This is a genomic window from Streptomyces sp. NPDC052036 (assembly GCF_040680495.1).
GTDB lineage: Bacteria > Actinomycetota > Actinomycetes > Streptomycetales > Streptomycetaceae > Streptomyces.
On the sequence record NZ_JBFAWW010000033.1, the window covers coordinates 60,977 to 87,583 of the forward strand.

Here is a 26,607-nt window from a genome sequence, read left to right on the forward strand (position 1 = left end):
CCCCGGGGCCTGTTCCCCGGGTCCCGATGCCGGGCAGAATCGATCGTCGTACGGCGTCAGCCCGACCCCCGCGACAAGGAGTCACGACGCCGACCGGTTCGACGTCACCCGGCCCGGGCGCAGCGGCACCCCGCGGCACCTCTCGCTCGGGCACGGCGCCCACTACTGCCTGGGCGCGCCCCTGGCCCGTCTGGAGGCCGGGATCGCGCTGGAGCGGTTGTTCACCCGCTTCCCGGTCCTGGAACTCGCCGTGCCCGAGGACGAGTTGATCCGCCGTGCCAGTTTCGTCGGCAACGGCGTACCGACGCTGCCTGTGCGTCCGCGGCCCTGAGCCGCAGGCCGGTCGTACGGGGGCCGGGGTGGTGCGCCCCGGCCCCGCGCGTGCTCAGCAGTACAGGTTGGAGCCGGGGCTGACACCGAGGACGGCGGTGAACCGCTGATAGGCGTCCACACGGCTCTGCACCTGGGCGGGGTTCCTGCCGTCGCACTCCAGCGAGCCGTTGATGACCACGCGTCGTCAAACGCGCCATCTCGAGATACAACGCCAAAGGCATCGTCGACCGCACCAGCTACAAGGCCACGATCAGCATCGACATCCTCACCGGCACCCCTTGACACCACACACCCACCGCTAACTACACGGCATTGGGACTAGCCGTCGAGTTCGAAGACGCCGAAACCGAAACCGCGGGCGGAGATCGTGCCGCCTGCCAGTTCCACACCCGAGGCCTCCACGGGGTGGCCCACCACGGGGTGTGCGAAGCGCGCCTGGGTCCGCCGGGGATTGACGATCACCAGAAAGCGGCCCCCTCGCAGATAGACGAAGGGGTATCCCGTGTGCAGGACCTCGACGGACGTGCGGGGGCCGAGTTCCGGGACGGTCCTGCGCAGGGTGATCAGGCGGCGCACCAGATGGAGGAGGGACGTCTCGTCGGCGCGCTGCGCGGCGACCGTCGGGCGGTCGGGGGAGGGGTCCACGGGCAGATAGAAGCGGTCCTCGGAAGCCGTGGAGAATCCGGCGTTCGGGCCTTCGTCCCACTGCATCGGGGTGCGGGAACCCGCCCGGTTGTAGCGGGGGCCGAGCACGCTGCCCTCCTTGTCGGGCAGGCCCGGGACGTAGCGCATGCCGATCTCGTCGCCGTAGTAGATCGCGGGCAGTGTCGGCCACGTCAGCTGGAACGCGAAGGCCGCCGGGAGCTGTTCGGCCGTGCGCGGGCCGCAGTTCAGACGGGAGAAGTCGTGGTTCGAGGTCGGCAGGGAGACGAAGCCGGTGCTGCCCAGCGCCGTCGCCGCCTTCTCGTACGCCTCCACGAAGGGGCGCGGCGAGCCCTTGCCGTCCGCGTCGAAGAAGCAGTCCAGCGGGTCCCAGGCCGCATCCACCGTGCCCTCGCCGTTGCTCCACAGGGAGCGCAGGGGCAGGCCGTCGGCGGGGCCGCCGAAGTGCAGGAAGAAGTCCGCGTGGAAGCCCGCCGGGACCGAAACCTCCGGGTCGCCCCACTCCGACAGCAGCACCGCCTGCGGATGGGCGCCGTCCAGCCAGTGCCGCAGCTCCGTCCAGATCGCGGCCGTCTCCGTCTTGTCGGGGTCGTCCTTGACGAGCGAGGCGGCCATGTCGACCCGGAATCCGGCGACACCGAACCGGAGCCAGTGGTCGATGATCTCGCGGAGCGCGGCACGGTTGGTGCGCGGGCCCTCCGCGTCGACCGGCTGCCGCCATGGCTGGGCCGGGTCGTCGCGGGCGTAGCCGAAGTTCAGCGCGGGCTGGAAGCCGAAGAAGTTCGGCAGATAGGAGCCGGACCGGGTGCCGGGGGAGGGGACGAATCCCTCCGGGCGGCCCTCGGCAGCCCAGATGTAACGGTGGTCGTCCGGATCGTCCGCCGAGGCCAGGAACCAGGGATGCCGGTCGGAGGTGTGCCCGGCCACGAGATCGAGGAGGACACGGATGCCGCGTCGGCCCGCCTCCTCGACCAGCCCCGCCAGTTCGTCGGCCGAGCCGTAACGGGGCGCCACGGTCAGGTAGTCGGCGACGTCGTAGCCGGCGTCGTGGAACGGGGAGGCGAAACAGGGGTTGATCCAAACGGTGTTGACGCCCAGCCAGGCGAGGTGGTCGAGGCGCTCGGCGATCCCGTTGAGGTCGCCGATGCCGTCGCCGTCGGAGTCGGCGAAGGACTGCGGGTAGATCTGGTAGAAGACGGCGTCGGCCAGCCAGGCGGGGGCGGGACGGAACGAAGTCATGGACCGGACCCTACGGGAGCGGGGGCGTACGTGCCGGGGCCCTACGCTCGTTGACCGAACATGACCGATGCGAACGACCGCGGGACCGGGGCCGGTCCACGTCCGCACCGCGACCGCACATCAAGAGCCTCCCGGGTCCGTCCCCTCCCGCCCCGCGAACCGCGTGACCGGCCACGACCGCTAGGGTGAGCGCGGCCTTCGACCAGAGGCCTGTTCCACGGGGGATGATCCGCATGAGTGCGATTCTGTTCAATGTGACGACCGCGGCACTGATGGTGCTGATGTTCAAGGCCGGTGTGCTGCTCATCGGCGAAGGAACGGTTCGCCGACGGCCGGTCCCCTGGGCGTCGGTCGCCCTCACCGCCGTCGCCGCCGCCGGGGTGGTGCTCCAGTTGAGCTGGTCCGGGGCGATGGACGCCCTGGACAGCGATCCGCGCAAGTCCGGCTGGTGGCGCGTGGTGACGTCCGTGTTCATGCAGAACGGCGGGGTCGTCGGGACCATCTGGAACCTCGGCACCCTCGCGGTGATCGCCGCACTGGCCCACTGGTTCTGGCGCGCCCCGCTGACGCTGGCGCTGTTCGCCGGCGGCATCCTGCTGCCCGAGCACATCGACACGCTGTTCGGCGAGACCGCGCGCAGCACCGACCCGCGTAACTTCGCGGGCAGTTCCGGTGCGACGTACTTCCTGGCCGCGACCCTCGCGGCGGGTCTGCTGCTCACCACCACCGACGCCAAGGAACGGCTGCTGGCACTGAGCGTGCCCGCGGCCGGTCTCGCCATGTGGCTGGCGCAGGACAACGGGCACGGCCTGGTGACCGTCTACGGGTTCCTCCTCGGCGCCGCCGTGCTGCCGATCGCCCGCCGACTGCCCCACCCGGCCGCGCCGGCACCGGCCGACCGGCTGTCCCGCGTGAGCAGGCGCACCGTCGAACGACCGCCCGCGGACGCCTGACCGGGCGACCGCGCCGCGATCGGACGGAGCCGGATCGCGGCAGCCGGACCCGGTCGGCGTCGGCCTCCGGTCGGGGACCGGGGCGCAGCGGCGTGCGGTGGTTCTAAGCTGGCGTGATGTTCTCCCCGCATGGTCCGAGCCTGCGCGAGCTGGCCGTTCAGGCGCTGTCCTCGGTCGAGCGCGGCTACGATCTGCTCGCGCCCAAGTTCGATCACACCCCCTTCCGGACGTCGGACGCGGTGCTGGACGCCGTCGAACGCGCGCTGGGGACGATGGGGCCCTTCGACCACGGACTGGATCTGTGCTGCGGTACGGGGGCGGGGACGGAGGTCCTGCGCACGGTGTGCCGCGAGAGCGTCACCGGGGTCGACTTCAGCGCGGGCATGCTGGCCGTCGCGCGGCGGCAGGTGCCGTGCGACGGGCGGCCCAGGGTCGCCTGGGCGCGGGGCGACGCCCGCGCCCTGCCCTTCGGGTCCGTCTTCGACCTCGTGGTGAGCTTCGGCGCCTTCGGTCACTTCCTGCCGGGCGAGCTGCCCGGGCTGTTCGTGCAGGTCCACTCGGTGCTGCGGCCGGGCGGGCGGTTCGTGTTCCCGATCGGGGCCCCGCCGCGCCCGGCCTCACCCTGGTACTGGGCGCTGCTCGGCTTCGACACCGCTATGCGCGTCCGCAACGCCCTGTGGCGCCCGCCGTTCGTGATGTACTACCGGGCGTTCCGCCTCGGCGACATACGGCGTGAGCTGAGTCGCGCCGGGTTCACCGTGGAGCAGCAGGCGCTGCCGGACTTCGGCCACCGGCCGGACGGCAGCCCGCGCTGCCGGCTGCTCGTGGCCACGCGGACGGGGGGCGGGGCCCCCGCGGCGGTCAGCCAGCCGCCGGCAGGGTGAACTCGTAGACCAGCGCCTCGCGTTGGGCCTCCACCACGAGATCGGTGATCTCCAGGGGCCGGTCCCACTGGTCGTGCACGCGCCGGGTCACCCGCACGGTCGGCGGCAGCGGGGTGATGGCGTCACGGTGGTGCAGGGTCAGACCGGCCGTGCGCATCCAGTCGTAGGCACGCCACAGTTCGGCCGAGGTCCTGCCGTCCGCCCGGTCGCGGTAGCGGGCCAGTTCCGGCACCTCGGCGACGGCGACGGCGGAGAAGGAGGTGACGGCCGTCCGCGTCCCACTGCCGTCCGCCGCGGCGGACGCGTACCGGTGGACGAGGGTGGGCCGCCGGGGCGCGAGGCCGAGCTCCCGGGCGTGCTCGGGGGAGGGGACCTCCCAGGTGACGGTCGCCCGGCCGGGCTCCGCGCCCTGGGCGCCCACGGGAAAAGCCAGCGAGGGGACGTGCGCGGCCGTCGCGCCGGGCAGTACCGCGTGGCTGCCGCGCCGGTCGGTGGCGACCAGTCCGGCGCGGCGCAGGATCTGCAGGGCCTGGCGCACGGTCTCCCGGCTGACCTGGAAGTGCGCGGCCAACTGCCGCTCCCCGGGCAGCCGTTCCCCCGGCGGAATTCCGCCGTCGCGTAACTCGCCCAGCAGTTCGGTGGCGATCCTCCAGTAGAGCGGTTCCTCAGGCGGGTGAGGAAGAGGGTGGTCGGACGGGGTGGTGCGGGCCATGTCCGCGCCTCCTGGTGACAAGACGTAGCCGTGTGGAATCAGTGCGCGACCACATCTAGCATTGGTCTAAACCACCAGGAAAGGGTGGACCGGCACTTCGGCCGAATCCGGCCCGTACCCCGTGTCGTCCGGCCGGTGTCCGCATCGTGTCGAGGTGCCCTCAGAACCGGGCGGGCAGCCAGCGCAGTTGGACCGCCTGCTGGTGGGGTCCGCCGCCCTCATGGTCGTTGAAGTCGTAGACCTCGATCGTCTTGTCCTTGTGCGCCCACGCGTTGAACGCGGCGAAGACCGTGGAGGGCGGGCACGTCTGGTCCTCCAGCGCCGCCGAGAACAGCGCGGGCGCCCGGCCGCGCGCGGCGAAGTGCACACCGTCGAAGTACGACAGGGTCCGCAGCACCCGCTCGGTGCGGCCGCGGTGCGTCTTGAGGTAGGAGCCGATCTCCCGGTAGGGCTGGCGGTCCGTGAGGGTCGTCGCGCGCGGGAAGTCGCAGAGGAACGGCACGTCCGGCGCGATCGCCACCAGGTCAGGTACGAGACCGCCGACCGCGATCGTGATGCCGCCGCCCTGGCTGGTACCGACGGCCGCGGTGCGGGAGGCGTCGGTCAGCGGGTGTGCCCGGGCCGCCTCGACGGCGCGCACGCCGTCCGTGAACAGCCGCCGGTAGTAGTACGTCTCGGGGTCCTCGACGCCCCGCGTCATGAACCCGGGGACGGCCGGTGCGCTGCCCACCGGGTCGGGGGTGTCGCCGCCGCCCCACGTACTGCCCTGTCCGCGCGTGTCCATCACGAAGTGCGCGAAGCCCGCCGACGCCCACAGCAGATGCATGTGCGGCAGCGCGCGCCCGCCGCCGTAGCCGACGAACTCCACGACTGTGGGAAGCGGTTCGTCCCTGGCGGCCGGCACGGTCAGCCAGCCCTTGACCGGGTGGCCGCCGAAGCCGGCGAACGTCACGTCGTACACCTGGACCGTCCTCAGGCCGGTCTCGACGGGCTCGAAGCGGGCATCCAGGTCGTGTTCGCGGGTCTCCTGCAGCGTCTTCGTCCAGAAGGCGTCGAAGTCCGAAGGCTCCACCGAGGCGCTGCGGTAGTCGCGGAGCTGGTCGAGCGGCAGGTCGAACAAGGCCATGGAGGACCGCCTTTGACGTCAGGGATGCGGGCGATCACACCGTACGGTGACGTCCGGGGCGCCGCCAGACCGCCCGTTCGCCGACGCTCGGTCCCGGCCGTTCACGCTGTGCGCCGTCCCCAGTCCGGACCCGTGCGGGCCCACTCGTCCTCCCACTCGGCCATGCGGTGCCGCTCGGCGGTCCGGCCGATGACCGCGCGGCCCAGGAAGACCGCCCCGGCCATGCCGGCCGCGGCCCACACCCCCGCCGTCAGGCCGTGCTGCCACACCGCGGCATTGCTGGGCGGCGGGGAGACTCCGTGATTCCTCGTGTCCAGCCACACCTGCACCCGGTCGCCGCGCAGCGAGCCCGCCGGGACCTTCGCGAGCGTCGTCCGGGTGCCCTTGCCGGGCTCGGTCCAGCGCACCGGAACCTGGTAGAGGGGCTGCTTGGCGCCCTGCGCCGAGGGCGCCGCGGCCGGGGCGTCCTGGAGAAGCAGCGCGGGTACCTGATGGCGTTCTGTGCGCTGGACGGACTGTGTCGCGTGCGCGTCGCCGTACGCCCACCAGCCCACGGCCGTGCCGACGAGCGGCGCCCCGACGCACAGCAGCAGGGCGAGAAGGAGCGATGTCCACGCCTCGACGACATCCGACCGCCGGCGCAGCGGATTGCGCCGCCAGCGCCAGCCGCGCATCCGGGTTCGCATCTCGACCTCCTTGCCGCCACGTCCCGCTCGTCGTGGAGGGGCCGAGCCCCCTGGGGAACCCGCACACCGCCCCGGCCACGATCAAGGAGCCCCTCGGCGCAGCACCGCGCGACGGCGCCCGCGGTGCACCGGCCCGCCCCCGAGGGACAGGCCGTACGGCACCCCCGCCTCCCGCGACTCACGACGACGGCGGCCCCGATACGCCCCGCATCCGGGACCCGTTCCTGCCGGACCGGCCGCACCGCCGACCCCGGGCGTGGGGACGGCCGCACACGGACCGGCGCGGAAGCTGCGCGGACGCGCTCCGAACGCGCCGCGGACGCGACACTGGATGCTCCGACATGAAACGGCCTTTTATGCCGATTCTCCTCCCCGGCGAGGTTCCCGGCCATGTGGCCCCGAAACCTGGTGCCGGGCCGGTGGCGTGACGGCCGAGGTGCTCGACGGTTCAGCCGAAGCGTTCGATACGGATGCGGTCCACCGGCTGCCCGGCCTCGACCAGCAGCCGCGAGGCATGCTCCGCAAACGCGTTGGAACCGCACACATAGGCTTCCCACCCACCGGGAGGCGCCTCGGCCATGAGTGGCGCCACATGGGTCGCGGACATACGTCCCACCGGCGTCCCCTGGGGCGCGCTGCGGGTGAAGACGGGTGTGGTCTCGGCTCCGTACTCGTCCGCGTAGATCAGATCCCCCGGCCCGCGGGCCGAGACCAGCAGCCGCAGCGGCACGTCCAGGCCGCGTGCCCGGTGGTGGCGCACCATCGACATCAGCGGGACGACCCCCGAGCCGGCGCCGATGAGCAGCGCGGGCCGGTCGCCCGGCCAGGCGAAGAAGCCGCTCAGCGGGCCGCGCATCTCGATCCGGTCCCCGGGCTCGGCCATGGAGTGGAACCAGCCGGACACCTCGCCGCCCTCGACATGGTCCAGGGTCAGCTCGATGTGACCGGTGTCGTCGGGAGGCGACGCGATCGAGTAGTGCCGCTGCGCCACGTAACCGTCCCCGGCCCTCAGCCGCAACAGCAGGTGCTGGCCGGGCAGATGTCCCGCCCAGCCGGGAACCGCGAACCGGAAGGTCGCCGCGCGCGGTGTCTCCCGGCGGATCTCGGTCAGCGTCGCGGTCTGCCAGTGTGCGGCGGTGCTGCCGCTCACGGCGATCCGCCCGGGCACGGCGAAGGCGGTGGGCGGCAGAAAGCGGCCGGCGGTCACGCCCGACTCAGTCACCTCAGTCACCGGAGTACCGCTGCTCCTCCCACGGGTTGCCCCGCGCGTGATAGCCGTTCTGTTCCCAGAACCCCGGCTCGTCGTGGTCGAGGATCCTCAGGCCCGCGATCCACTTGGCGCTCTTCCAGAAGTACAGGTGCGGCACCAGCAGCCGTGCCGGGCCCCCGTGCTCGGCCGGCAGCGGCCTGCCCTCGTACTCGAAGGCGATCCAGGCGCGCCCTCCGGTGAGGTCGGCGAGCGGAAGATTGGCGGTGTACCCGGTGTGGGAGTAGGCGACGGCGTGCGTGGCCGTCGCCCCGGGCCGTACCGCATCCAGGAACGCATCCAGCGACACGCCCCCGAACCCCACCCCGAACTTCGACCAGCCGGTCACGCAGTGGATGTCACCGTTGTACGCCGACACGGGCAGCGCATGCGCCTGTGCCCAGTCCCAGGTGCGGGGTTCGGTCACCTCGCCGTCGATCCGGAAGGACCAGTCCGCCGCCGTCAGCACAGGGGTGACCTCGGCGGACAGGACGGGCCAGTCGTCGCCCGCGTCGTACTGGCCGGGCGGCAGCCCGGGGTCGGGGACGCGCGGGCGCCCGGTGAAGCCTCGGGTGACGTGCATGGTGGGGTGGTGCCTCTCCGGGCGGCCGGACGGGACCGCCGGCCGGGCGCGATCGATACGGACGCCCTCCACCGTACGCGCCCGCGCACGGTGCTCCCGCCCCGGCCGATCCCGATCATTGCGGACGTATGAACTCTCCGGCGGCCCGGGAATAGCCGCCATCCGATCTACCTTGGCCAGTAGTGGCCGGTGCCGGTGGCCCCTGGACCGGCGGTGCGGCGACCGTGAAGGAGAGTGAGGCAGCACATGCCCAAGGCGTATGCGTACACGCGGTACGGCGGCCCGGAGACCGAGACCTTCGTCGAGGTGCAGCGGCCGAGTCCCGGCCCCGGACAGCTGCTCGTCGCGGTGCGCGCGGCGGGCGTGAACCCCGTCGACTGGAAGCTCCGTGGCGGCCTGAGGCGGCCCGGTGACACCGGAGAGCCGAGCTTTCCCGTCGTCCTCGGCAGCGAGGTGGCCGGGATCGTGGAGGAGGTCGGCGAGGGCGTGACCGGTTTCGCCGCCGGTGACGCGGTCTTCGGCAACACCGTGTCCGGTGGATACGCCGAGTACGCCCTGCTGCCCGCCGCGGTGACGGCGCATCTGCCCGCGGAGCTGTCCTTCACGGACGCCGCGGTCCTGCCGGTCGCCGCGGCCACCGCGTACGACGGGATCCGCCAGCTGGACCTGCCCGCCGGTGCGACGCTGCTGGTCATCGGCGCCGGCGGGGGAGTCGGGGTCGCCGCCGTGCAGATCGCCCGCGCCTTCGGGCTGCGCGTGATCGGCACGGCGAGCGAGGGCAAGAAGGACTTCGTCGAGCAACTCGGCGCCGTACACATCGCGCCGGGCCCGGATCTGGACGCGCGGGTGCGGGCCGCTGCCCCGGACGGCGTGGACGGTGTCTACGACCTCGTCGGCGGTGACGTGCTGGAGGAAGCCGCCACCCTGCTGACCGACCGGTCGAAGCTGATCTCCGCCGCCGCGCGCCAGGAGGTCGAGCGACTCGGCGGGGCACCCGTGAGCCGGGCCCGCACCGCCGCCGTGCTCGACGAGGTCGCGCGCCTGGTGGTACGCGGCGACGTGGCCCCCTACGTCACCCGGACCTTCCCGCTGGAGCGCGCCGACGAGGCGCTGCGCGCCGTCGAAGAGGGCCACGCCCGGGGCAAGGTCGTGATCGAGGTCGGCGCATGAGTGACATCCGGCACGTTCTCGACAACCCCGCGCTCGCCTCGCTGACCGGCCCGCACGCCCACTTCGCCGAGCGCCGGGGCCGCATCCTGCGCTACCCGACGGACGTCTCCCCCTGGGTGGGGCTGCCCGTCGACCCGGGCGCCGACGACTGGGCCGACCTCGCGGCGCTCGCGGGTCCGGGTGCCGAGGCTCCGCTGCCCGGCTTCCGCGGTGAACTGCCGGAGGGCTGGGAGATCACCTTCGACCTGGACGGCGTGCAGCTCGTCGACGACGGGATCCCCGCCGCTCCCGAACCGGAGGCCGTACGGCTCACCCCGGCCGATGTGCCGGAGATGCTGGACCTGGTCGAGCGCACCCGGCCGGGACCCTTCCTGCCGCGCACCATCGAACTGGGCACCTATCTGGGCATCCGCCGGGGCGGCGCGCTGATCGCGATGGCCGGAGAGCGGCTGCACCCGCCGGGCTGGACCGAGATCAGCGCCGTGTGCACCGACCCCGCCTACCGCGGCCAGGGACTGGCGACCCGGCTGATCCTCGCCGTCGCGCACGGCATCCGCGAGCGCGGCGAGACACCGTTCCTGCACACCGGCGCGGGCAACACCAACGCCATCCGGCTCTACGAGTCCCTGGGGTTCCGGCTCCGCCGCCGGACGAGGTTCCTGTCGGCGCGGGTACCGGAGTCCGCGGTGGACGAGCAGACGGTGGGGATCTGACGGCGCTGAGGGTCTGACGGCGATGGACATCTGATGACGGTGGGAATCCGTTGACCCGCGCCCCGGGCCCTGGGGGCGCGAGTCGCGGGTCGCGGGTCAACGCCCGGCAGTCGTGGCGCTGTTGTAGCGCAACAGATACGCGGCGAAGCGTTGCAGGTCCTCTTCGGGCCAGCCCGCGAGCCGCTCCCGGAACGCCTCCCGGCGGCTCTCGGTGACCTGGGCCAGGATCCGCGTCCCCGCCTGGGTCAGATACAGCACCTGGACCCGGTGGTCGCCCGGATCGAGCCGCCGCTCGATCAGACCGGCCCGCTCCAGGGCGGCCACCTGGCGGCTGACCGTGGACTTGTCCAGGGCGTAGTGGTCGGCCAGGTCGGTCGCGCGGCAGCCGCCGCTCTCCTCCAGGTGCCCGAGGAGCGTGTAGGAGACGAGCGAGAGTTCCGGGTGCATCCGGCCGGCCGAGGCGCGGGCGCGCCGGGCGAACGTCGTCAGCTCACGGTGGATCGTCTCGACGGCCGCGTCGGCCGTACCAGCGGTGCCCGTGGCATCGGCCGCGCCGACCGTGTCCACCGCGCCGGCTTCCTCGGCCGCGGGCGCGGCGGGGTCCCGCTCGGGGACAGCGGCTGTGTCGGACGCCTCGTCTGCCTGCACGGGAGCCTCCCTGGGTCATTCTGGTTGTAGAGTACAACCGGATCGCGGAGGCAGCCTTCGCTGCCCGCTGCCCGCTGCCCGCTGCCCGCTGCCCCTGCCCGTCGCCCGCCGCGCACCGGCACACGGCCGGCCGTCCCCCTCCTGCTAGGGTGACCGTCCTGGCCGCGGATCGTCCCGGCCGGTGTTGGCCGAGGAGGTGAGACCCATTTCTGCTGTGTCGGCTCGGGTGCTCTCACCTCATGTCAGCGCGGCTCACCGCCGTTAGGTGACCGCGAGAGCGCCCTTCGGTCAACCGAAAGGCTTCTCGGCTCCATGCCCTCCACGCCCTCCATGTCGCGTTCCCGCGTCGTCTCCGTTCTGCGCTCCGCCGGCTGTGTCTTCGCCGAGGACGAGGCGGAGTTGATCCTCACCACCGCCCGCACGCCCGACGAGGTCGCCGCCATGGTCGACCGGCGGGTGGCGGGCCTGCCCCTCGAACAGGTCCTGGGCTGGGCGGAGTTCCACGGACTGCGCATCATCGTGGAACCCGGCGTCTTCGTGCCGCGCCGGCGCACCGAGTTCCTGGTCCGGCAGGCCCTTGCGGCCGGGCCGGACGCCCGCGTCGTCGTGGACCTGTGCTGCGGCTCCGGAGCGGTCGGCGCCGCGCTCGCCGCCTCGCTCGACGGCCCGGAACTGCATGCCGCCGACATCGAACCGGCCGCGGTCCGCTGTGCCCGCGGCAATGTCGCCGCGTACGGCGGCCGGGTGCACGAGGGCGACCTGTTCGCCGCGCTCCCGGACGAACTGCGCGGCCGTATCGACCTCCTGGCCGCGAACGTGCCCTACGTACCCACGCACGAGGTGCCGCTGCTGCCGTCCGAGGCCCGGGACCATGAGCCTCTGGTCGCCCTCGACGGAGGCTCGGACGGCCTGGACGTCCTGCGCCGGGTCGCCGTGGAGGCGGCCCGTTGGCTGGCGCCCGGCGGCTCCGTACTCGTGGAGACGAGCGAGCACCAGGTCCCCGGGGCCGTGGAGGCGTTCACCCGCGGGGGGCTGCGAGCCCGGCTCGCGGTCTCGGACGAGTGGTACGCCAATGTCCTGATCGGGACCAGGACGTCCTGATCCGCGAGAGAGCGGCCTGATCAGCGCAAGAGCGTCCCGACCGGCAGGCGTCGGACGGTGACGGGACCGAACCGCTCACCCCGCACAGTGATCGTGTGCATCGTGTGCGGGGTGTCCCGACTCATTGTGCAACTAGTTGCATAAAGACCCCGTCCTCGTCTACAACAGAACCAGGACACGCCGGACGGAGGGCCCGATGAGCCGCTACCCGCATCTGCTGACCCCGCTCGACCTGGGTTTCACCACCTTGCCCAACCGTGTGCTCATGGGCTCGATGCACGTGGGCCTGGAGGAGGCCGAGCGCGGCTTCGAGCGCATGGCCGCCTTCTACGCCGCCCGGGCACGCGGCGGGGTCGGGCTCATCGTCACCGGCGGCATCGCGCCCAACGACGCCGGACGCCCGTACGAAGGCGGAGCCAAGCTCACCACCGAGGCGGAGGCCGAGGAGCACTCCCTCGTCACCGAGGCCGTGCACGCGGCGGGCGGCCGGATCGCCCTGCAGATCCTCCACTTCGGGCGGTACGCCTACCACCGCGACCTCGTCGCGCCCAGTGCGCTCCAGGCCCCGATCAGCCCGTTCGTCCCGCACGCGCTCACCGACGCCGAGGTTGAGCAGACGATCGACGACTACGCGCGCGCCGCTCGTCTGGCCCGCCAGGCCGGTTACGACGGCGTGGAGATCATGGGCTCCGAGGGCTATCTCATCAACGAGTTCATCGCGGCGCAGACCAACCGGCGCGAGGACCGCTGGGGCGGCTCGTACGAGAACCGTATGCGCTTCCCCGTGGAGATCGTGCGCCGCGTCCGCGAGGCCGTCGGCGAGGACTTCATCATCATCTACCGGCTGTCCATGCTCGACCTGGTCCCGGGCGGCTCCTCCTTCGACGAGGTCGTCACGCTGGCCAAGGCGGTCGAGGCGGCGGGCGCGACCCTCATCAACACCGGCATCGGATGGCACGAGGCCCGCATCCCGACCATCGCCACCTCCGTGCCGCGCGGCGCGTACGCATGGGTGACGAAGAAGGTCATGGGCGCCGTCTCGGTCCCCCTCGTGACCACCAACCGCATCAACACCCCCGAACTGGCCGAGCAGTTGCTTGCCGAGGGATACGCCGACATGGTGTCCCTGGCCCGCCCGATGCTCGCCGACCCCGACTTCGTGGCCAAGGCCGCCGACGGGTGCCCCGAGGCCATCAACACCTGCATCGGCTGCAACCAGGCCTGCCTCGACCACACCTTCAGCGGGCAGATCACGTCCTGCCTGGTCAACCCGCGCGCCTGCCACGAGACCGAGCTGGTCCTGTCCCCGACCCGGCTGCGCAAGAAGGTCGCCGTGGTCGGCGCCGGCCCCGCCGGCCTCGCCTGTGCCGTATCGGCCGCCGAACGCGGCCACCACGTCACGCTGTTCGACGCCGCGGGCGAGGTCGGCGGACAGCTCAACGTCGCCCGCAAGGTGCCGGGCAAGCAGGAGTTCGACGAGACGCTCCGCTACTTCCGCACCCAGCTCGACCGGCACGGCGTGGACGTCCGGCTGAACACCCGGGTCGTCGCGACGGACCTCGCCGGGTTCGACGAGATCGTCGTCGCGACCGGCGTCAGCCCGCGCACCCCCGAGATCCCCGGCATCGACCATCCCCGCGTCCTCGGCTACCTCGACGTCCTGCGGGACGGCGCGCCCGTCGGTGACCGCGTCGCCGTTCTCGGCGCGGGCGGCATCGGCTTCGACGTCGCCGAGTACCTCACCGACACCGGCGACAAGGCGAGCGAGGACCCCGCGACCTACTTCCGCCACTGGGGCGTCGACATGGACTACGACGCTCCCGGCGGCCTCGGGACCCCCGAGCGGCCCGCCCCGCGGCGCACCGTCCACCTCCTGCAGCGCAAGACCTCCAAGGTCGGCGCGGGCCTCGGCAAGACCACGGGCTGGATCCACCGCGCCGAGCTGAAGCACCGGGGCGTCACCATGGTGCCGGGCGTGAGCTACGACCGGATCGACGACGAGGGACTCCATGTCACCGTGGACGGTGAGAGCCGGGTCCTGGAGGTGGACACGATCGTGCTGTGCACGGGACAGGAGCCGAGCCGCGGTCTGTACGAGGAGCTGACGGCCGCGGGCCGGACGCCGCACCTCATCGGCGGCGCCGACCTGGCGGCGGAACTGGACGCCAAGCGAGCGATCAAGCAGGGCACAGAGCTGGCCGCCACGCTTTGACCGGAGCGCTCAGCAGCGCCGCACGCAGCCTCCCTAGGATGGCCCCATGTCACTCCCGCACGCGATCCTGACCGCCCTGCTGGAGAAGCCGTCCTCAGGTCTCGAACTGACTCGTCGGTTCGACAGGTCGATCGGCTACTTCTGGTCGGCGACCCACCAGCAGATCTATCGCGAGCTGGGACGGCTGGAGCACGACGGTCTGATCCGTGCCCTGCCGACCGAGCAGCCGGCCCGCGGGCAGAAGAAGTCCTACGAGGTTCTGCCCGCAGGCCGTGCCGAACTGGCCCGCTGGGCGGCCACGTCGCAGGACCCCAAGCCGATGCGCGATGTGCTGCTGCTGCGGCTGCGCGCCGCGGCGGTGGTGGGCACCGAGGGCATCGAGGGTGATCTACGCCACCACCTCACCCTGCACCAGCGGCAGTTGGCCGAGTACCAGGAGATCGAGAAGCGCGACTTCGGACCGGGCAGGGACTCGGAACGGGACCGCATCCAGCATTTGGTGCTGCGGGCCGGCATCGATCTGGAGACCTTCTGGATCCAGTGGCTGACCCACGCCCTGGACGAGTTCGAGTCGCTGCCCGACCGCGGGCCCGGACCCGGGCCTGGGTCCGCGGTCGGACCCGCCCCCGACCTCCCCTCCGTTAGCCGTCCCGGCGGCCCCGTCACGGGCCCGTCGTGACCGTCCGCTCGGGGGAGAAGCCGCCCCAGGTGCCGTCCGGCAGCTTCGCCCGGATCCGTACCCGGTACGTGACTCCGGCCTGTCGGCCCACGTAGAAGCTGTAGGCCGCCGTCGAGCGCGGCGGGGTGCCGCCCCAGACCAGCGAGGTGGCCGGCCGTCCGTCCAGTTCGATCCCGTACTCCGTGATGACGCCGTCGGCCGGCGGCGGCACCCAGGACAGATCCAGGTAGTACGCCCCGTCGGCACGATGTGTCGCGGCCCGGAACCGGGTCGGTGCGCTGCCTTCGTCGCCCGCCGAGCCGGGCGCGGTGGTGAGCCGGACCGTGTCACTCGGCGGTGAGAGGTTGTCGGCCGCGTCGCGGGCCCGGACGGTGAACGCGTAGCGGACGCCCGGTCGCAGCCCGGTGACCACGGCCGCTGTCTGGGCGCCGCTCACACTGTGGATCTTCGAGCCGCCCTGGTAGATGTTGTACGACACCACGCCCCGGTCGTCCGACGACCGCTCCCAGGCCAGCTGGACTGCCCGGCTGCCCACCGCCTTGCCGCGGGGCCGCCCCGGCCGGGAAGGAGCCCGTTCGTCGGCGGCGACGGCGGCCGGTGTGGTGGCGCGGACCGCGCGGCCGGCCGGACCGAGGCCGCCGTCGGCCCCACGGGCCCGTACGGTGAAGGTGTACGTCGTCGAGGGTGCGAGCCGGGTGACGTCCACCATGTGCTCTCCGGCGGGCACCGCCGTCACCTTCCTCGTGCCGCGAAAGATCTCGTACCCGGCGATGTCCGTACCGTCCGACACACGGTTCCACATGACGTGCACGCTGGTCGCGCTGCCCGCCACGGCGGTCACCCCCAGGGGCGCCGACGGAAGGCGCCCGCCGCCGTCGCCCGGACCGCTCCGGGCGCAGGACGCGAGAAGCAGGAGAGCACCACAGATCACCGGTACGAGGGCGCGTCGCACAGGCCCCTCCCTCCACGGGGATTGGTCTGTACCTGTATGCCATGGCTGACGTGAGGGCAGCAAGAGGGGGAGCGAGGTTCGCCGCAGCCCGGCCCGGATACGTATGCTGGACCCAGAAGCGGCGTGAACTCGCTTGCCTTTCAGGGCAGTTCGTGCCGACGGCGCGGTTCGCTGTCGTCGCTGATTCCGCGCCGACGAGCGCGGCCGAGCGTCGGGCCCCGTCCGGTCCCGGCGCTCGGCCGCATCACGGGCGCATGCCCGCATCAAGCCATCGGGTCAGTCGTTCACGTCACTCCTTCCTGTACCCGTACGCCTCCGCGGCCGCCGCCTCCACCGCCGCCAGATCCGCGCCCGCCGAGGCCGTGACGACCGCCGCGACCGCGCCCTCCACGAAGGGGGCGTCCACCAGCCGGGTGTTCTCGGGTAGTTCGTCGCCCTCGGCCAGCAGCGCCTTCACGGTGAGCACGGCACTGCCCAGGTCGGCGAGCACGGCGACCCCGGCCCCCCGGTCCACGGCCGCGGCCGCCGCGGCGACCAGCTCGGAGCTGGTGCCGAGCCCGCCGTCGGGAGTGCCGCCCGCCGGGGCGACGGGCACCGTGCCGGCGCCGCCCGCCAGCCCCTTCGCCAGGTCCGCGACCGACTCGGCGACGGCGGCACTGTGCGAGACGAGCACGATGCCGACCAGCTTCTCGGAGGTGTCACTCACCGGCGGCCTCCGCGAGTGTGGCGATCAGCAGGGCCGAGGAGGTGGCACCGGGGTCCTGGTGCCCGATGCTGCGCTCGCCCAGATAGCTCGCCCGGCCCTTGCGGGCCTGCAACGGCGTCGTCGCGACGGCGCCCTCCTCGGCGGCCGCTCGGGCCGCCCCGAACGAGGTGGCCAGCGCGTCCACCGCGGGCACCAGGGCGTCGATCATGGTCTTGTCGCCGGGCGCGGCGCCGCCCAGCGCCATCACCCCGTCCACGCCCGCCCGCAGCGCCTGGATCAGCTGCTCCTCGGTGACCTCCTCCGCGTCCCCGAGCGCCTTGCCGGCGCGGCGCAGCAACGTCCCGTACAGCGGGCCGGAGGCTCCGCCCACCGTCGAGATCAGCTGTTTGCCCGCGAGTTGGAGGACCGCGCCCGGCGAGGCCGGCACCTCCTTGTCCAGGGCGGCGGCGACCGCGCGGAAGCCGCGTTGCAGATTGCTGCCGTGGTCGGCATCGCCGATCGGCGAGTCGAGCGCGGTCAGTCGCTCCGCCTCGCGGTCGACGGAGGCGGCGGTCGCCGTCATCCAACGGCGGAAGAAGTCGGCGTCGAGCACTGGATCTCCTTGCGTGGTACGGACGTTGACCTCACTCACGAATCCGGGGCGGCCGTGTGCCGGAGGATCACCTGCCCCAGCGCAGGCCCGGTGTGCTGACCGGCGCGTCCCACAGCCGCAGCAGCTCCTCGTCGATCTGGCACAGGGTGACCGAGGCGCCGGCCATGTCGAGCGAGGTGACGTAGTTGCCGACGAGGGTGCGGGCGACCGCGACGCCGCGGTCGGCCAGCGCCCGCTGCACCTCGGCGTTGTAGCCGTACAGCTCCAGCAGCGGGGTGGCGCCCATCCCGTTGACGAGGACCAGTACGGGATTGCGCGGCCGCATGTCGTCGAGAATGGCGTCGACCGAGACATCGGCGATCTCTCGCGCGGTCATCATCGCGCGCCGCTCGCGCCCCGGCTCGCCATGAATGCCGATGCCCAACTCCAGCTCGCCCGGCGGGAGATCGAAGGTCGGGCTGCCCTTCGCGGGCGTGGTGCCCGCGGTGAGAGCGACACCGAAGCTGCGCGCGTTCTCGTTGACCTGCCGGGCGATGGACTGCACACGCTCCAGCGGCTGTCCTTCGTCCGCCGCCGCCCCCGTGATCTTCTCCACGAACAGGGTGGCACCGGTGCCGCGCCGGCCCGCCGTGTAGAGGCTGTCGGTCACGGCGACGTCATCGTTGACAAGCACCTTCGCGATCTGGATGCCCTCGTCCTCGGCCAGCTCGGCCGCCATGTCGAAGTTGAGCACGTCACCGGTGTAGTTCTTGACGATGAACAACACGCCGGCGCCGCTGTCCACGGCCGCCGCGGCACGCACCATCTGGTCCGGAACCGGGGACGTGAACACCTCGCCAGGACACGCGGCCGAGAGCATGCCCGGACCCACGAAACCGCCGTGCAGCGGCTCGTGCCCCGAGCCGCCGCCGGAGACCAGCGCGACCTTCCCCGCGACCGGGGCGTCCCGCCGCACGATCACCCGGTTCTCCACGTCGATCGTCAGTTCGGGATGCGCGGTCGCCATGCCCCGCAGCGCGTCCGATACCACCGTCTCCGGGACGTTGATCAGCATTTTCATGCCTATCTCCTAGGAACGTTAGCAGGTGACTCTCTGACCTGTGTTTTCCCTGTTCAGGCCGGGTGCGGCCGGTTGTTGACCTTGGCGACCCGTAATAGCTGACCGCGGGTCCTGGCGGGTCTGATGCTGACTGAACACTGGCTTGGCTGACGGATCATCGGATCCCCTGGAGACGCCTTGGGGCACGTGGATGGTGCCTTGCGCATCAGTATCGGCCTTGCGGCAGCGAAGGTCATGTACGCTGCGACTTTCGGCTTGGCTGTCACTGGGCCCCGAGACGAGGCGCCACCGTCCCGCCCGCCCGGCGCACCAACTCGGCGCGCTTCTCGTCGGACAGCACAACTTCGACTGGTCCGGCCGGTGGTGAAGCGGACCGTGCGCCGCATCGTGTTCGGATCCCGCAGATGTTCGTGCAGCCCGTGGGTGGCCCGGCGTCATCCACCCACACAAGGATCTTCGCGGTGGAGGCGCCGGGGATCCGGGCGAGCGCCTCGCGCAGCACCCGCAGGTGGTCGGCCACACATCTTCGTCGGCGACGCCTCCGACGCCCTGGTCCGCGTCACCGGCGCGGTCGCCGTAAGCGACCGGCCCTGGCCTCCGCCCCGCACGATCCCCGAAGCCGACACCAGCGGACCTCCCTTCACCGTCGAGGCCATCCTCGACGCCATCGACCGCCGCACCAGCGACGACACCGTCTTCGCGCTCGAGCGGAGCTCCGCCGACATGTTCCGCGACCGGCTCACGATCACCCGCGCGCACTCCCCGTTCCACCCCGCCGCCGGAGGGCTCGGCTGGGGTCTTCCGGCCGCCATCGGTCTCGAGCTTGGCTGCCCCGACCGGCCCCTGGTCGCCCTCCTCGGCGACGGCGGCATGCAGTACACCGTCTCCGGCCTGTGGACCGCGGCCCGCCACAGGGTCCCCGTGACCTTCGTGGTGTGCACCAACGACAGATACCGGGCGCTGGAGGAATTCGCCGACCTCCTGCACGTCCCCACAGGCGACTACCTCGGCATCCCCGACATCGACGTACTCGACGTCGCACGCGGCTACAGCCTCGAAGTTCACCGCGCCGACACCCTTGAGGACCTCACCGAATACCTCAAGAAGGGCCCGGATGCCACCGGACCACGCCTCGTCGAGATCTTCCAACGCTGACACCACGACAAGCCACACCCCCAGGGACGCAACACCGCGCACCCGCACCCCCGAGTACTACCCTGACGAACCAGGCCAAACTGGGGCATCAGACCGTATGGAGCTAGTGTGGAAGAGCGACATCGAGCGGATGCTCGGCACCGGCCGATGGAACGGAATGGGACATGACCGCGCAAGCGAGCAGGACAGACCCCGGCATCGCGCTTTCCAGTGCGCCGGTTCCCCCTATTACGGGGACCCATGGACCCCGCGCGGCGGCTGAGCACGTCGTCTCGGGCAATTCGGTGATCGTCCGCATGGGCGACCTGCGACTTGAACTGCCGCCCTGGGACCAGCTCGGATTCCTCGCGGGCCTCGGCTTCCTCACGGCACTCGAACTCATCGAATGGCCGGTCGCGCTCGCCATTGGTGTCGGGCACGAACTGGCCCGCAGCCGCCACGGCAAAGTGCTACGCGAGTTCGGCGAAGCTCTGGAAGAAGCGTGACACGTGCTTCCTCAAGGCACCGTTGACACCTTTGAGTGGCTCCAGTGCGATAGGGATGCGGCCGCCCCGCAATACCGGTGACCGACGTGAGCTGTCGTCCTCACCCCCTGGACGGCGGCCCGTCGGTTGGCTCGCCCATTCAGTCCTCCCGACCGGCGCAACAGTTGAGGCCTCGTCAGCGCCGAACGAGCTCGCGCAAGGTAGCCATGACCTGGCTGTGGTCTGTTCCGGTGCCTCAGCACGACTGAACTCTCAGTGACCGCGGAGTCACCGCGCCGTGGACATCCGCGATGCGGCGTCCCGGGCGGGCCAGCTGCCGATGACCGCGGCGCAGATGCACGCGGCGGCACCGAGCAGGAGCGCGTAGCGGGCGCCGGCCGTGTCGGAAAGTGCCCCGATGATCGGCGAGCCGATCGGGGTGCTCCCGACAAGCGCCGTCGACCACAGGGCGGTGACTCGGCCCCGGTAGTCAGGCTCGGATGCGAGCTGGACAGTGGAGTTTCCTGTCGTCAGGAAGATGATGCTGGCCGCACCGGCCAGCACGCATGCTGCGGCAGCGGTGGCAACGCTGGGAGTGGCGGCGACCAGGCCCATCGCGATCCCGAAGGCAAGGGACGCCTTGGCCAAACGCTTGACTCCGGTACGGCCGGAGTACGCGGCGTAGAGGCCTCCGACCACCGCGCCGGCGCCAAGCGCGGCAAGCAGCCAGCTGTATGTGGTTTCGCTTCCACGGAAGGTGCCCTCAGCGAGGAGCGGCAGGCTGACTTCGAATTCGAAGGTGAAGGTTCCGACGAGGGCCATCATCAGCAGCGGGCGGATGATCGACGCTTTCGAGGCCGCATAGCGCAAGCCCTGCTCCAGAGGGGGGCGATGGCGAGTTCGGAAGCAGTCCGGGCACCAGGTCAAGGTGGCCGCAACGGCGCATGACGGGGCCGGCAGCGTTTCGGTCTAGCGGTGCCCCAGCTGAGGGATTAGCGTTGTCCACAGAGCAGTCGTGGTTCCGAAGTCGTGCGCCCGCGGTCACCTTGCCGGCGGGCGCTTTGCTGTGCAGCCCTCTCCGGACCAGGGCGATTGCCTTCGGGCCTGCACCGTGCAGGCCCGAACCCCCTCGAAGGAGACAAGCATGGCCAAGGGCACTGTGAAGTGGTTCAACTCGGAGAAGGGCTTCGGCTTCATCGAGCAGGAGGGGGGCGGCCCGGACGTCTTCGCGCACTACTCCAACATTGCCGCGCAGGGCTTCCGTGAACTGCAGGAGGGCCAGCACGTGGAGTTCGACGTCGCCCAAGGCCAGAAGGGCCCCCAGGCGGAGAACATCCGCGTCATCTGACCCAGCTCCCGCACAGGCCCGGCGCCGTGGAAGGTGCCGGGCCTCCGTGCCTGGCCGCCGGCCGCGAGCACTTCGGGCCAACCGACATCAATCGGGCGGGTCCTCGTCCGCGCGGCCACCGGCTCCGAGAGCGCGGCGCGGGCTCGGCGGCGGCGCGGGCCGGGCGCCGAACGCTCCACGGGCCCGCAACTCGTCAAGGTCGGGGAGGCGGACGCCGGGCAGCGCGTCGAGAAGGTCGGCCTGGGCAGCGCGGATGCTGTGCGCGGAAGCCTGGGGGCCGGTGCCAAGAGTTCGGCGGACGGTCACGTTGGTCATCGTACGGGCGGCCGTCTGCTGCGATACGGCTGCGGGGCCTGGACGGAGGTCGGCTCGGCCGGCACCTCCACCACCGTTGCACGGGCATCCACCAGACGCTGAAGCGCACGTTCCGCCTCGCCGAGCGTTGCCTGCACCCGCTCGGCCTCCTCCCGCAACCGCGCAACCTCTTCCCGGACCTCCCTCTCCCGGGCCTCCAGCAGTCCGACAACCGACGGCTCCAGCCGCCTCCACGAGCGACGCGAGCGGACGAACCGCCTCCATCTCTCTCCCGCTGCCAGCCGGAGTTCATGCCCACCCAGCCCGAACCAAACGATCACGTTCGGACGGCGGATGCCTTCTGACTGATGGTTTCAGAATGGCTTGTGATGTCTTGGGGTGGAGGCGGGCGATACCCGGCTCAATGACTCGCTTCGCCGAGACTCACCCGGCCGATGACACCGAAGCCGTCGCGCAGCTCGGGCAGGTGCTCAGCGCCCTCGCTGCCGCCATCGAGGCCCCCGCGACCTGAGCTCCGAATCCCCGGCACGCTCCGAGCAAAGGCGTTCCGGTGCCGGGTGGTGGGCAGGGGCGGCCTGCCACCCGGCGTGATCCGTGCACAAGGCGCACGGGGCGGCGTGGGAACGTGGGCGACCGTTCGGGGCGGCATGGGGACTGTTCAGGCCCTTGTTCCCGCCCCGTCGGAGGCACTTCGATAGCGAATGGCGTGGGGGCGGGAACACCGGTTCCGCCGAGCGCAGGCGCAGTTCTTGCAGAAGTCGCCCGTGCCGCGTATGAGCGATGTCGCCAATGTGCACGTCCCCGACTTCATGCTGGGGGTTTGCTGACCAGGGGCGCTGGTCACCTGCGTGGACGTTCTCGGGCGTGTACGGGGGCGGGGCCGCGTCGGGGGACGGGTCCGACGTGCGGACGGGGTGTGCCGGGGGCGCCCGCATCCTCGGTGCCGGCGGCACCCGACCGGGGCCCCTCCGAGCCGAGTTCGCGATCCCCGGCGCGTACGGCCCCGAGCGGCAAAACCACCGCCGATTCGCTGCGGGGCCGGGTCCCGCACACACCCTCCGGCCTCGCTGCGGCGCAGCCCGGTCGGGCGGGGACCGTGGGCGCCGACGGCGGGATGCCGGGCGCCGCGTCGGGGTGAACGTCGCCAGCCTGGGTACTAGCGTGGCAGGCGTCGACGTCTCGGCCTGGAGGGACCTGTGATGACCGTGCCCCGGATCCTGATCGTCGGTGGTGGATTCGCCGGGATGGAGACCGCGCGCAGACTGGAGCGTCTCCTCAAGCCCGCCGAGGCCACGATCAGGCTTGTCACCCCCTACGACCATCAGCTCTATCTGCCGCTGCTCCCGCATGTCGCGGCCGGTATCCTCACCCCGCAGTCGGTCGCGGTCAGCCTGCGCCGGCTGCTGCGCCGTACCGTCATCGTCCCCGGCGGCGCCGTCGGCGTCGACCCGGCCGCCAAGGCTGTAGTGGTGCGGAAGATCAACGGCGAGACGACCGTCGAGCACTACGACTATCTGGTGCTGACACCCGGCAGCGTGACACGGCAGTTCAACATCCCCGGAGTCGAACAGCACGCGGTGGGCATGAAGACGCTCGCCGAGGCGGCCTGGGTCCGCGACCACGTCATCTCCCAGCTCGACCTCGCCGCCGCCAGCTCCGACCCGTCCGAACGCGAGACCCGGCTGCGGTTCGTGGTCGTGGGCGGCGGCTACGCCGGTACCGAGACCGCCGCCTATCTGCACCACCTCACCACCGCCGCCGTCAAGCGCTACCCGGGCCTCGACCCGGCGCTTATCAAGTGGCACCTCATCGACATCGCGCCCAAGCTCATGCCGGAACTCGGCGACCGGCTGGGCGCACGCGCCCTCACCATCCTCAGGAGGCGCGGCCTCGACATCTCCCTCGGGGTCTCCGTCGCGGAGGCCACGCGGGACAAAGTCACCTTCACCGACGGCCGCACTCTGCCGTGCCACACCCTCATCTGGACGGCGGGAGTGGCGCCCAGCCCGCTGATCGCCACATTGGACGCCGAGACCAACCGCGGCCGGCTGGTGGTCCGCGCCGATCTCACCGTGCCGAGCCTGGACGGCGTCTTCGCCCTGGGGGACGCCGCCGCGGTGCCCGACCTCTACAAGGGGACCGACGCGGTCTGCCCGCCGACTGCCCAGCACGCGATGCGCCAGGGCTGGAGGGCCGCGAAGAACGTGGCGGCGGCGCTGCGCGGCACACCGCTCACCGACTACCGCCACCGGGACATGGGACTCGTCGTCGACCTCGGCGGCCTCCAGGCCGTCTCCAAGCCGCTCGGCGTGGAGATGACCGGACCGCCCGCGGAGCTCGTCGCGCGCGGCTACCACCTCGGCGCCCTGCGCACGATCCCGGCCCGGATGCGCACCATGACCAACTGGACGCTCAACGCGCTGGCGGGCTACGACTTCGTCCGCACCGGCTTCCAGGCGGGACGGCCCGCCACGCTCGCGGACTTCGAGCGGACCGACGCCTACCTCACCCCGGACGTGATCACCTCCCACACGGCGCCCAAGCCGACCGGCTGAGCGCCGGGGGCCGACGCCGTCCGGTCGGCACGGTCACCGCAGTCACTGCGTCATCGGCACTGTGACTGCGTCAGGGTTGTCCTGCCACTGCGGTCGGAGGCGCCCCTGTCACCGCGTCAGGCGGTCGGGGGCGCCCCTGTCACCGCGTCAGGGAGCGTCCACCGTTCGGCTTCCCGGCCTGCCCGACGTGCGCGTGCCCACGCACGTCCATGCCCGAACGACTGTGCCACGGACGACGACGGCCCCAGCCGGGAGGCCGGCGGCGGCCGTCGTGGTCCACCGCCTCATGCGTCGCCGCCACCCCGCTCCCAGCGGGGACGCCCGGTCGACGTGCTCGTCCGGGATCCGAGATTGCCGTGCGCCTTCAGTTCGTGCGGAGTGAGACGGTGACGGCTCCTCGGCACCTCGTCGGGCTCACGGTTCTCCATGACCGCGCCCACCGGGCCTTCTTCGGGCAGCCGCGGCTGCTCCTCCGGGCGGGGCGGGTCGGGCTCCCGGCGCCGGACGCGAGCGCCCATCCAGAAGGCACCGACCAGCAGGGCCACCACGACCAGGCCCGCGAGAAAGGGCCAGAGGCCGATCTGCAGACTATGGGGAACGGCGATGTCCATCGACACGGTACTCATGGCGCGCGGGTACCCCCGGTCCCCGCGGTGAACCCGGACGGCGTACACACACCGGGTTTGGCCGGGCCGCCACCGGCTACCCGCTCCATCGTGACGATGACATCCCAACAGGAGGTCTACCGCTTCCTGGAGGATCGCTTCGCCTGCGCGCTGGCCTGCACCGAGTGCGCGCGGGCGTGCGTCCTGCGCGCGAGCCTCGCGGAGACGGAAGGCCCGGACGACCAGGAGCTCCTGCGGCGCAAGGGCATCATGTGCGCGGAAGTCTGCGACGCGACCTGCCGGGTGCTGTCCGACCAGGGAGCCCAGGACGAGGCCCGCATCCGCCGCGAGGTAGAGCGGTGCCGGGCCGTCTGCCTGGAGGGCGCACATGTCTTCGACACGGCCCCCCGCGGCGAGGAGGCCGCCCGCGCCTGCCGGGCGTGCGCCCGAGCCTGTTCGGCCTTCCTGGCGGCACTCGGCTGACGAACCGGACGGGTCGGATGGACCGGATGGACCTGGCGGACCCGTCGGACCGGTCGCGCGAGCCGGTGCACCGGCATTCCCAATTTCTGGAACACGTTCTACGGTGTGCGCCGTCAGAACCCGGCCTTGGGAGCCAGGAGGCGCCGTGCATCTCGACTACACGCCCGAGCAGCAGCGCTTGCGCACCGAACTGCGCGGCTACTTCGCCGAACTCGTCCCGCACAACGCCTACGCCCGCCACGGCGACCCGGCGGTCCAGAAGCGTTTCTACCGTGACACCATCCGCCGACTGGGCCGCGACGGCTGGCTCGGTGTGGGCTGGCCGAAGGAGTACGGCGGGCGCGGACTCGGCGCCATGGAGCAGTTCATCTTTTTCGACGAGGCGGCGCAGGCGGGCGTACCGCTGCCGTTGATGGCACTCAACACGGTCGGCCCCACCCTCATGCGGTTCGGCACGGAGGAACAGAAGGCCCGCTTCCTGCCGGCGATCCTCTCCGGCGAGATCGACTTCGCGATCGGCTACAGCGAACCGGACGCGGGCACGGACTTGGCGTCTCTGCGGACGCGCGCGGTACGGGAGGGCGGGAGCGAGGGGGAGTACGTCGTCAACGGCCAGAAGATCTGGACCACGAACGGCGACACGGCGGACTGGGTGTGGCTCGCCGTGCGCACCGACCCCGACGCCCCGTCGCACAAGGGCATCACCATGCTGCTGGTGCCGACCACCGACCCCGGCTACTCCTGCACCCTCATCCGCACCCTGGCCTCGCACGACACCACCGCGAGCTACTACGAGAACGTCCGCGTCCCCGTTTCCCATCGCGTCGGCGAGGAGAACCAGGGCTGGCGGCTCATCACCAACCAGCTCAACCATGAGCGCGTCACTCTCGCCGCGCACGGCACCATGGCGATCCGCGCCCTGCACGACGTGCAGCGCTGGGCCATGGAGACCAAGCTCACCGACGGCCGGCGGGTGATCGACCTGCCCTGGGTGCGGCGTCTGCTCGCCCGGACCCACACCAGGCTGGACGCGATGAAGCTGCTCAACTGGCGGATGGTGAGCGCCGTCCAGGACGGCACGCTCACCCCGCAGGACGCCTCCGCCGTGAAGGTCTACGGCTCCGAGGCCCGCCGTGACGCCTACGCCTGGCTCATGGAGATCGTCGCCGCCGCGGGCGCGCTGAAGGAGGGATCGGCGGGCGCCGTGCTCCACGGCGAACTGGAACGCGGCTACCGCTCGGCCGTGATCTTCACCTTCGGCGGAGGCAACAACGAGATCCAGCGCGAGATCATCTCCTGGATCGGCCTGGGGATGCCCCGGGTGCGCCGCTAGGGCGTGTTTCGAAAGTCCCGTCTGGCCCGCGACTCCCCCAGCCCGGCGGCTGGGAGGTGCCCCCAGGCACGGCACCTCGCCGCGTTGTCGG

General features: G+C 71.8%; 27 protein-coding genes and 2 pseudogenes. 14 read left to right on the forward strand and 15 right to left on the reverse strand.

Features of this window, described 5'->3' with window-relative positions:
• Positions 1–85 precede the first annotated feature (85 nt).
• Positions 86–331, forward strand: a pseudogene (locus AB0L95_RS32445) (cytochrome P450); the annotation flags it as partial.
• A 54-nt stretch (positions 332–385) separates the two neighbouring features.
• On the opposite strand, the pseudogene AB0L95_RS32450 reads toward AB0L95_RS32445, so the two are convergent.
• A pseudogene (locus AB0L95_RS32450) lies at positions 386–505 on the reverse strand (glycoside hydrolase family 19 protein); the annotation flags it as partial.
• Positions 506–651: 146 nt separating this feature from the next.
• The gene (locus tag AB0L95_RS32455; protein WP_365167847.1) at positions 652–2,235 is read right to left on the reverse strand and encodes an alpha-amylase family glycosyl hydrolase; all 1,584 of its coding nucleotides are present in this window, start codon (positions 2,233–2,235) and stop codon (positions 652–654) included.
• Positions 2,236–2,468: 233 nt separating this feature from the next.
• On the opposite strand from AB0L95_RS32455, the gene AB0L95_RS32460 reads away from it, so the two are divergent.
• The gene (locus AB0L95_RS32460; RefSeq protein WP_365167850.1) at positions 2,469–3,188 is read left to right on the forward strand and encodes a hypothetical protein; all 720 of its coding nucleotides are present in this window, start codon (positions 2,469–2,471) and stop codon (positions 3,186–3,188) included.
• Positions 3,189–3,304: 116 nt separating this feature from the next.
• A complete protein-coding gene (locus tag AB0L95_RS32465) occupies positions 3,305–4,072 on the forward strand; it encodes a class I SAM-dependent methyltransferase (protein ID WP_365167853.1) in 768 nt (255 codons plus the stop codon).
• Here AB0L95_RS32465 and AB0L95_RS32470 read toward each other — a convergent pair.
• From AB0L95_RS32470 to AB0L95_RS32490, 5 genes are all read right to left on the reverse strand, one after another.
• Positions 4,050–4,784: a GntR family transcriptional regulator gene (locus AB0L95_RS32470; RefSeq protein WP_365167856.1), complete on the reverse strand. Its 735-nt coding sequence runs from the start codon at positions 4,782–4,784 to the stop codon at positions 4,050–4,052. The two genes, AB0L95_RS32465 and AB0L95_RS32470, sit on opposite strands and share 23 nt — an antisense overlap.
• Before the next feature lie 160 nt (positions 4,785–4,944).
• Positions 4,945–5,910, reverse strand: a complete 966-nt coding sequence (locus AB0L95_RS32475) for an acetylxylan esterase (protein ID WP_365167858.1) — start codon at positions 5,908–5,910, stop codon at positions 4,945–4,947.
• A 101-nt stretch (positions 5,911–6,011) separates the two neighbouring features.
• Positions 6,012–6,596, reverse strand: a complete 585-nt coding sequence (locus AB0L95_RS32480) for a hypothetical protein (RefSeq protein WP_365167860.1) — start codon at positions 6,594–6,596, stop codon at positions 6,012–6,014.
• 448 nt (positions 6,597–7,044) lie between these two features.
• A complete protein-coding gene (locus AB0L95_RS32485) occupies positions 7,045–7,818 on the reverse strand; it encodes a ferredoxin reductase (RefSeq protein WP_365167921.1) in 774 nt (257 codons plus the stop codon).
• 1 nt (position 7,819) lies between these two features.
• Entirely contained in the window at positions 7,820–8,425 is a 606-nt protein-coding gene (locus AB0L95_RS32490) for a sulfite oxidase-like oxidoreductase (protein WP_365167862.1), read from the reverse strand.
• 246 nt (positions 8,426–8,671) lie between these two features.
• Between AB0L95_RS32490 and AB0L95_RS32495 the strand changes: the two genes are divergently transcribed.
• Positions 8,672–9,595: an NADP-dependent oxidoreductase gene (locus AB0L95_RS32495; protein WP_365167864.1), complete on the forward strand. Its 924-nt coding sequence runs from the start codon at positions 8,672–8,674 to the stop codon at positions 9,593–9,595.
• Complete coding sequence (locus tag AB0L95_RS32500; RefSeq protein WP_365167866.1) at positions 9,592–10,308, forward strand: GNAT family N-acetyltransferase; 717 nt, start codon at positions 9,592–9,594, stop codon at positions 10,306–10,308. Before AB0L95_RS32495 ends, AB0L95_RS32500 begins: the two co-directional genes overlap by 4 nt.
• 96 nt (positions 10,309–10,404) lie before the next feature.
• Here the strand turns inward: AB0L95_RS32500 and AB0L95_RS32505 are convergent, their stop codons facing one another.
• Complete coding sequence (locus AB0L95_RS32505; RefSeq protein ID WP_365167923.1) at positions 10,405–10,875, reverse strand: MarR family winged helix-turn-helix transcriptional regulator; 471 nt, start codon at positions 10,873–10,875, stop codon at positions 10,405–10,407.
• 411 nt (positions 10,876–11,286) lie between these two features.
• On the opposite strand from AB0L95_RS32505, the gene AB0L95_RS32510 reads away from it, so the two are divergent.
• The 3 genes from AB0L95_RS32510 to AB0L95_RS32520 all read left to right on the forward strand — a co-directional run bounded on the left by AB0L95_RS32510 (position 11,287) and on the right by AB0L95_RS32520 (position 14,948).
• On the forward strand, positions 11,287–12,057 hold the full coding sequence (locus AB0L95_RS32510) for a putative protein N(5)-glutamine methyltransferase (RefSeq protein WP_365167868.1): 771 nt from the start codon (positions 11,287–11,289) through the stop codon (positions 12,055–12,057).
• Positions 12,058–12,253: 196 nt separating this feature from the next.
• Positions 12,254–14,269, forward strand: coding sequence for an NADPH-dependent 2,4-dienoyl-CoA reductase (locus tag AB0L95_RS32515; RefSeq protein WP_365167870.1), 2,016 nt, complete (start codon positions 12,254–12,256; stop codon positions 14,267–14,269).
• A gap of 46 nt (positions 14,270–14,315) precedes the next feature.
• Positions 14,316–14,948, forward strand: a complete 633-nt coding sequence (locus tag AB0L95_RS32520; RefSeq protein WP_365167872.1) for a PadR family transcriptional regulator — start codon at positions 14,316–14,318, stop codon at positions 14,946–14,948.
• Here the strand turns inward: AB0L95_RS32520 and AB0L95_RS32525 are convergent.
• The 4 genes from AB0L95_RS32525 to dhaK form a co-directional block, all read right to left on the reverse strand.
• A complete protein-coding gene (locus AB0L95_RS32525) occupies positions 14,932–15,900 on the reverse strand; it encodes a fibronectin type III domain-containing protein (RefSeq protein WP_365167875.1) in 969 nt (322 codons plus the stop codon). The two genes, AB0L95_RS32520 and AB0L95_RS32525, sit on opposite strands and share 17 nt — an antisense overlap.
• A gap of 289 nt (positions 15,901–16,189) precedes the next feature.
• Entirely contained in the window at positions 16,190–16,606 is a 417-nt protein-coding gene (dhaM, locus tag AB0L95_RS32530; RefSeq protein WP_365167877.1) for a dihydroxyacetone kinase phosphoryl donor subunit DhaM, read from the reverse strand.
• Positions 16,599–17,198, reverse strand: a complete 600-nt coding sequence (gene dhaL, locus AB0L95_RS32535; protein WP_365167879.1) for a dihydroxyacetone kinase subunit DhaL — start codon at positions 17,196–17,198, stop codon at positions 16,599–16,601. Before dhaL ends, dhaM begins: the two co-directional genes overlap by 8 nt.
• A gap of 67 nt (positions 17,199–17,265) precedes the next feature.
• Positions 17,266–18,258, reverse strand: coding sequence for a dihydroxyacetone kinase subunit DhaK (dhaK, locus tag AB0L95_RS32540; protein WP_365167881.1), 993 nt, complete (start codon positions 18,256–18,258; stop codon positions 17,266–17,268).
• 723 nt (positions 18,259–18,981) lie between these two features.
• On the opposite strand from dhaK, the gene AB0L95_RS32545 reads away from it, so the two are divergent.
• The gene (locus AB0L95_RS32545) at positions 18,982–19,413 is read left to right on the forward strand and encodes a thiamine pyrophosphate-dependent enzyme (RefSeq protein ID WP_365167883.1); all 432 of its coding nucleotides are present in this window, start codon (positions 18,982–18,984) and stop codon (positions 19,411–19,413) included.
• Between the two features lie 164 nt (positions 19,414–19,577).
• A complete protein-coding gene (locus AB0L95_RS32550; protein ID WP_365167886.1) occupies positions 19,578–19,898 on the forward strand; it encodes a hypothetical protein in 321 nt (106 codons plus the stop codon).
• A 267-nt stretch (positions 19,899–20,165) separates the two neighbouring features.
• Here the strand turns inward: AB0L95_RS32550 and AB0L95_RS32555 are convergent, their stop codons facing one another.
• On the reverse strand, positions 20,166–20,747 hold the full coding sequence (locus tag AB0L95_RS32555; RefSeq protein WP_365167889.1) for an MFS transporter: 582 nt from the start codon (positions 20,745–20,747) through the stop codon (positions 20,166–20,168).
• Between the two features lie 274 nt (positions 20,748–21,021).
• Between AB0L95_RS32555 and AB0L95_RS32560 the strand changes: the two genes are divergently transcribed.
• Positions 21,022–21,225, forward strand: a complete 204-nt coding sequence (locus AB0L95_RS32560) for a cold-shock protein (protein WP_359407901.1) — start codon at positions 21,022–21,024, stop codon at positions 21,223–21,225.
• Positions 21,226–21,312: 87 nt separating this feature from the next.
• Here AB0L95_RS32560 and AB0L95_RS32565 read toward each other — a convergent pair whose 3' ends face one another.
• The gene (locus AB0L95_RS32565; protein ID WP_365167892.1) at positions 21,313–21,531 is read right to left on the reverse strand and encodes a hypothetical protein; all 219 of its coding nucleotides are present in this window, start codon (positions 21,529–21,531) and stop codon (positions 21,313–21,315) included.
• A gap of 1,208 nt (positions 21,532–22,739) precedes the next feature.
• On the opposite strand from AB0L95_RS32565, the gene AB0L95_RS32570 reads away from it, so the two are divergent.
• Complete coding sequence (locus tag AB0L95_RS32570; RefSeq protein ID WP_365167895.1) at positions 22,740–24,095, forward strand: NAD(P)/FAD-dependent oxidoreductase; 1,356 nt, start codon at positions 22,740–22,742, stop codon at positions 24,093–24,095.
• Positions 24,096–24,379: 284 nt separating this feature from the next.
• Here AB0L95_RS32570 and AB0L95_RS32575 read toward each other — a convergent pair whose 3' ends face one another.
• On the reverse strand, positions 24,380–24,721 hold the full coding sequence (locus AB0L95_RS32575) for a DUF6479 family protein (protein WP_365167897.1): 342 nt from the start codon (positions 24,719–24,721) through the stop codon (positions 24,380–24,382).
• Positions 24,722–24,817: 96 nt separating this feature from the next.
• Here AB0L95_RS32575 and AB0L95_RS32580 point away from each other — a divergent pair, with 96 nt between their 5' ends.
• Positions 24,818–25,183, forward strand: coding sequence for a ferredoxin (locus tag AB0L95_RS32580; RefSeq protein ID WP_365167900.1), 366 nt, complete (start codon positions 24,818–24,820; stop codon positions 25,181–25,183).
• Between the two features lie 145 nt (positions 25,184–25,328).
• Positions 25,329–26,516, forward strand: a complete 1,188-nt coding sequence (locus tag AB0L95_RS32585) for an acyl-CoA dehydrogenase family protein (RefSeq protein WP_365167902.1) — start codon at positions 25,329–25,331, stop codon at positions 26,514–26,516.
• The last annotated feature ends 91 nt before the right edge of the window (positions 26,517–26,607 follow it).

What these genes read in the sequence shown, in the direction of transcription:
- AB0L95_RS32455 (WP_365167847.1), bottom strand. Translation starts at nt 2,235, where the DNA reads ATGACTTCGTTCCGTCCCGCCCCCGCCTGGCTGGCCGACGCCGTCTTC.
- AB0L95_RS32460 (WP_365167850.1), top strand. Translation starts at nt 2,469, where the DNA reads ATGAGTGCGATTCTGTTCAATGTGACGACCGCGGCACTGATGGTGCTG.
- AB0L95_RS32465 (WP_365167853.1), top strand. Translation starts at nt 3,305, where the DNA reads ATGTTCTCCCCGCATGGTCCGAGCCTGCGCGAGCTGGCCGTTCAGGCG.
- AB0L95_RS32470 (WP_365167856.1), bottom strand. Translation starts at nt 4,784, where the DNA reads ATGGCCCGCACCACCCCGTCCGACCACCCTCTTCCTCACCCGCCTGAG.
- AB0L95_RS32475 (WP_365167858.1), bottom strand. Translation starts at nt 5,910, where the DNA reads ATGGCCTTGTTCGACCTGCCGCTCGACCAGCTCCGCGACTACCGCAGC.
- AB0L95_RS32480 (WP_365167860.1), bottom strand. Translation starts at nt 6,596, where the DNA reads ATGCGAACCCGGATGCGCGGCTGGCGCTGGCGGCGCAATCCGCTGCGC.
- AB0L95_RS32490 (WP_365167862.1), bottom strand. Translation starts at nt 8,425, where the DNA reads ATGCACGTCACCCGAGGCTTCACCGGGCGCCCGCGCGTCCCCGACCCC.
- AB0L95_RS32495 (WP_365167864.1), top strand. Translation starts at nt 8,672, where the DNA reads ATGCCCAAGGCGTATGCGTACACGCGGTACGGCGGCCCGGAGACCGAG.
- AB0L95_RS32500 (WP_365167866.1), top strand. Translation starts at nt 9,592, where the DNA reads ATGAGTGACATCCGGCACGTTCTCGACAACCCCGCGCTCGCCTCGCTG.
- AB0L95_RS32510 (WP_365167868.1), top strand. Translation starts at nt 11,287, where the DNA reads ATGTCGCGTTCCCGCGTCGTCTCCGTTCTGCGCTCCGCCGGCTGTGTC.
- AB0L95_RS32515 (WP_365167870.1), top strand. Translation starts at nt 12,254, where the DNA reads ATGAGCCGCTACCCGCATCTGCTGACCCCGCTCGACCTGGGTTTCACC.
- AB0L95_RS32520 (WP_365167872.1), top strand. Translation starts at nt 14,316, where the DNA reads ATGTCACTCCCGCACGCGATCCTGACCGCCCTGCTGGAGAAGCCGTCC.
- dhaK (WP_365167881.1), bottom strand. Translation starts at nt 18,258, where the DNA reads ATGAAAATGCTGATCAACGTCCCGGAGACGGTGGTATCGGACGCGCTG.
- AB0L95_RS32545 (WP_365167883.1), top strand. Translation starts at nt 18,982, where the DNA reads ATGTTCCGCGACCGGCTCACGATCACCCGCGCGCACTCCCCGTTCCAC.
- AB0L95_RS32550 (WP_365167886.1), top strand. Translation starts at nt 19,578, where the DNA reads ATGACCGCGCAAGCGAGCAGGACAGACCCCGGCATCGCGCTTTCCAGT.
- AB0L95_RS32560 (WP_359407901.1), top strand. Translation starts at nt 21,022, where the DNA reads ATGGCCAAGGGCACTGTGAAGTGGTTCAACTCGGAGAAGGGCTTCGGC.
- AB0L95_RS32570 (WP_365167895.1), top strand. Translation starts at nt 22,740, where the DNA reads ATGACCGTGCCCCGGATCCTGATCGTCGGTGGTGGATTCGCCGGGATG.
- AB0L95_RS32575 (WP_365167897.1), bottom strand. Translation starts at nt 24,721, where the DNA reads ATGAGTACCGTGTCGATGGACATCGCCGTTCCCCATAGTCTGCAGATC.
- AB0L95_RS32580 (WP_365167900.1), top strand. Translation starts at nt 24,818, where the DNA reads ATGACATCCCAACAGGAGGTCTACCGCTTCCTGGAGGATCGCTTCGCC.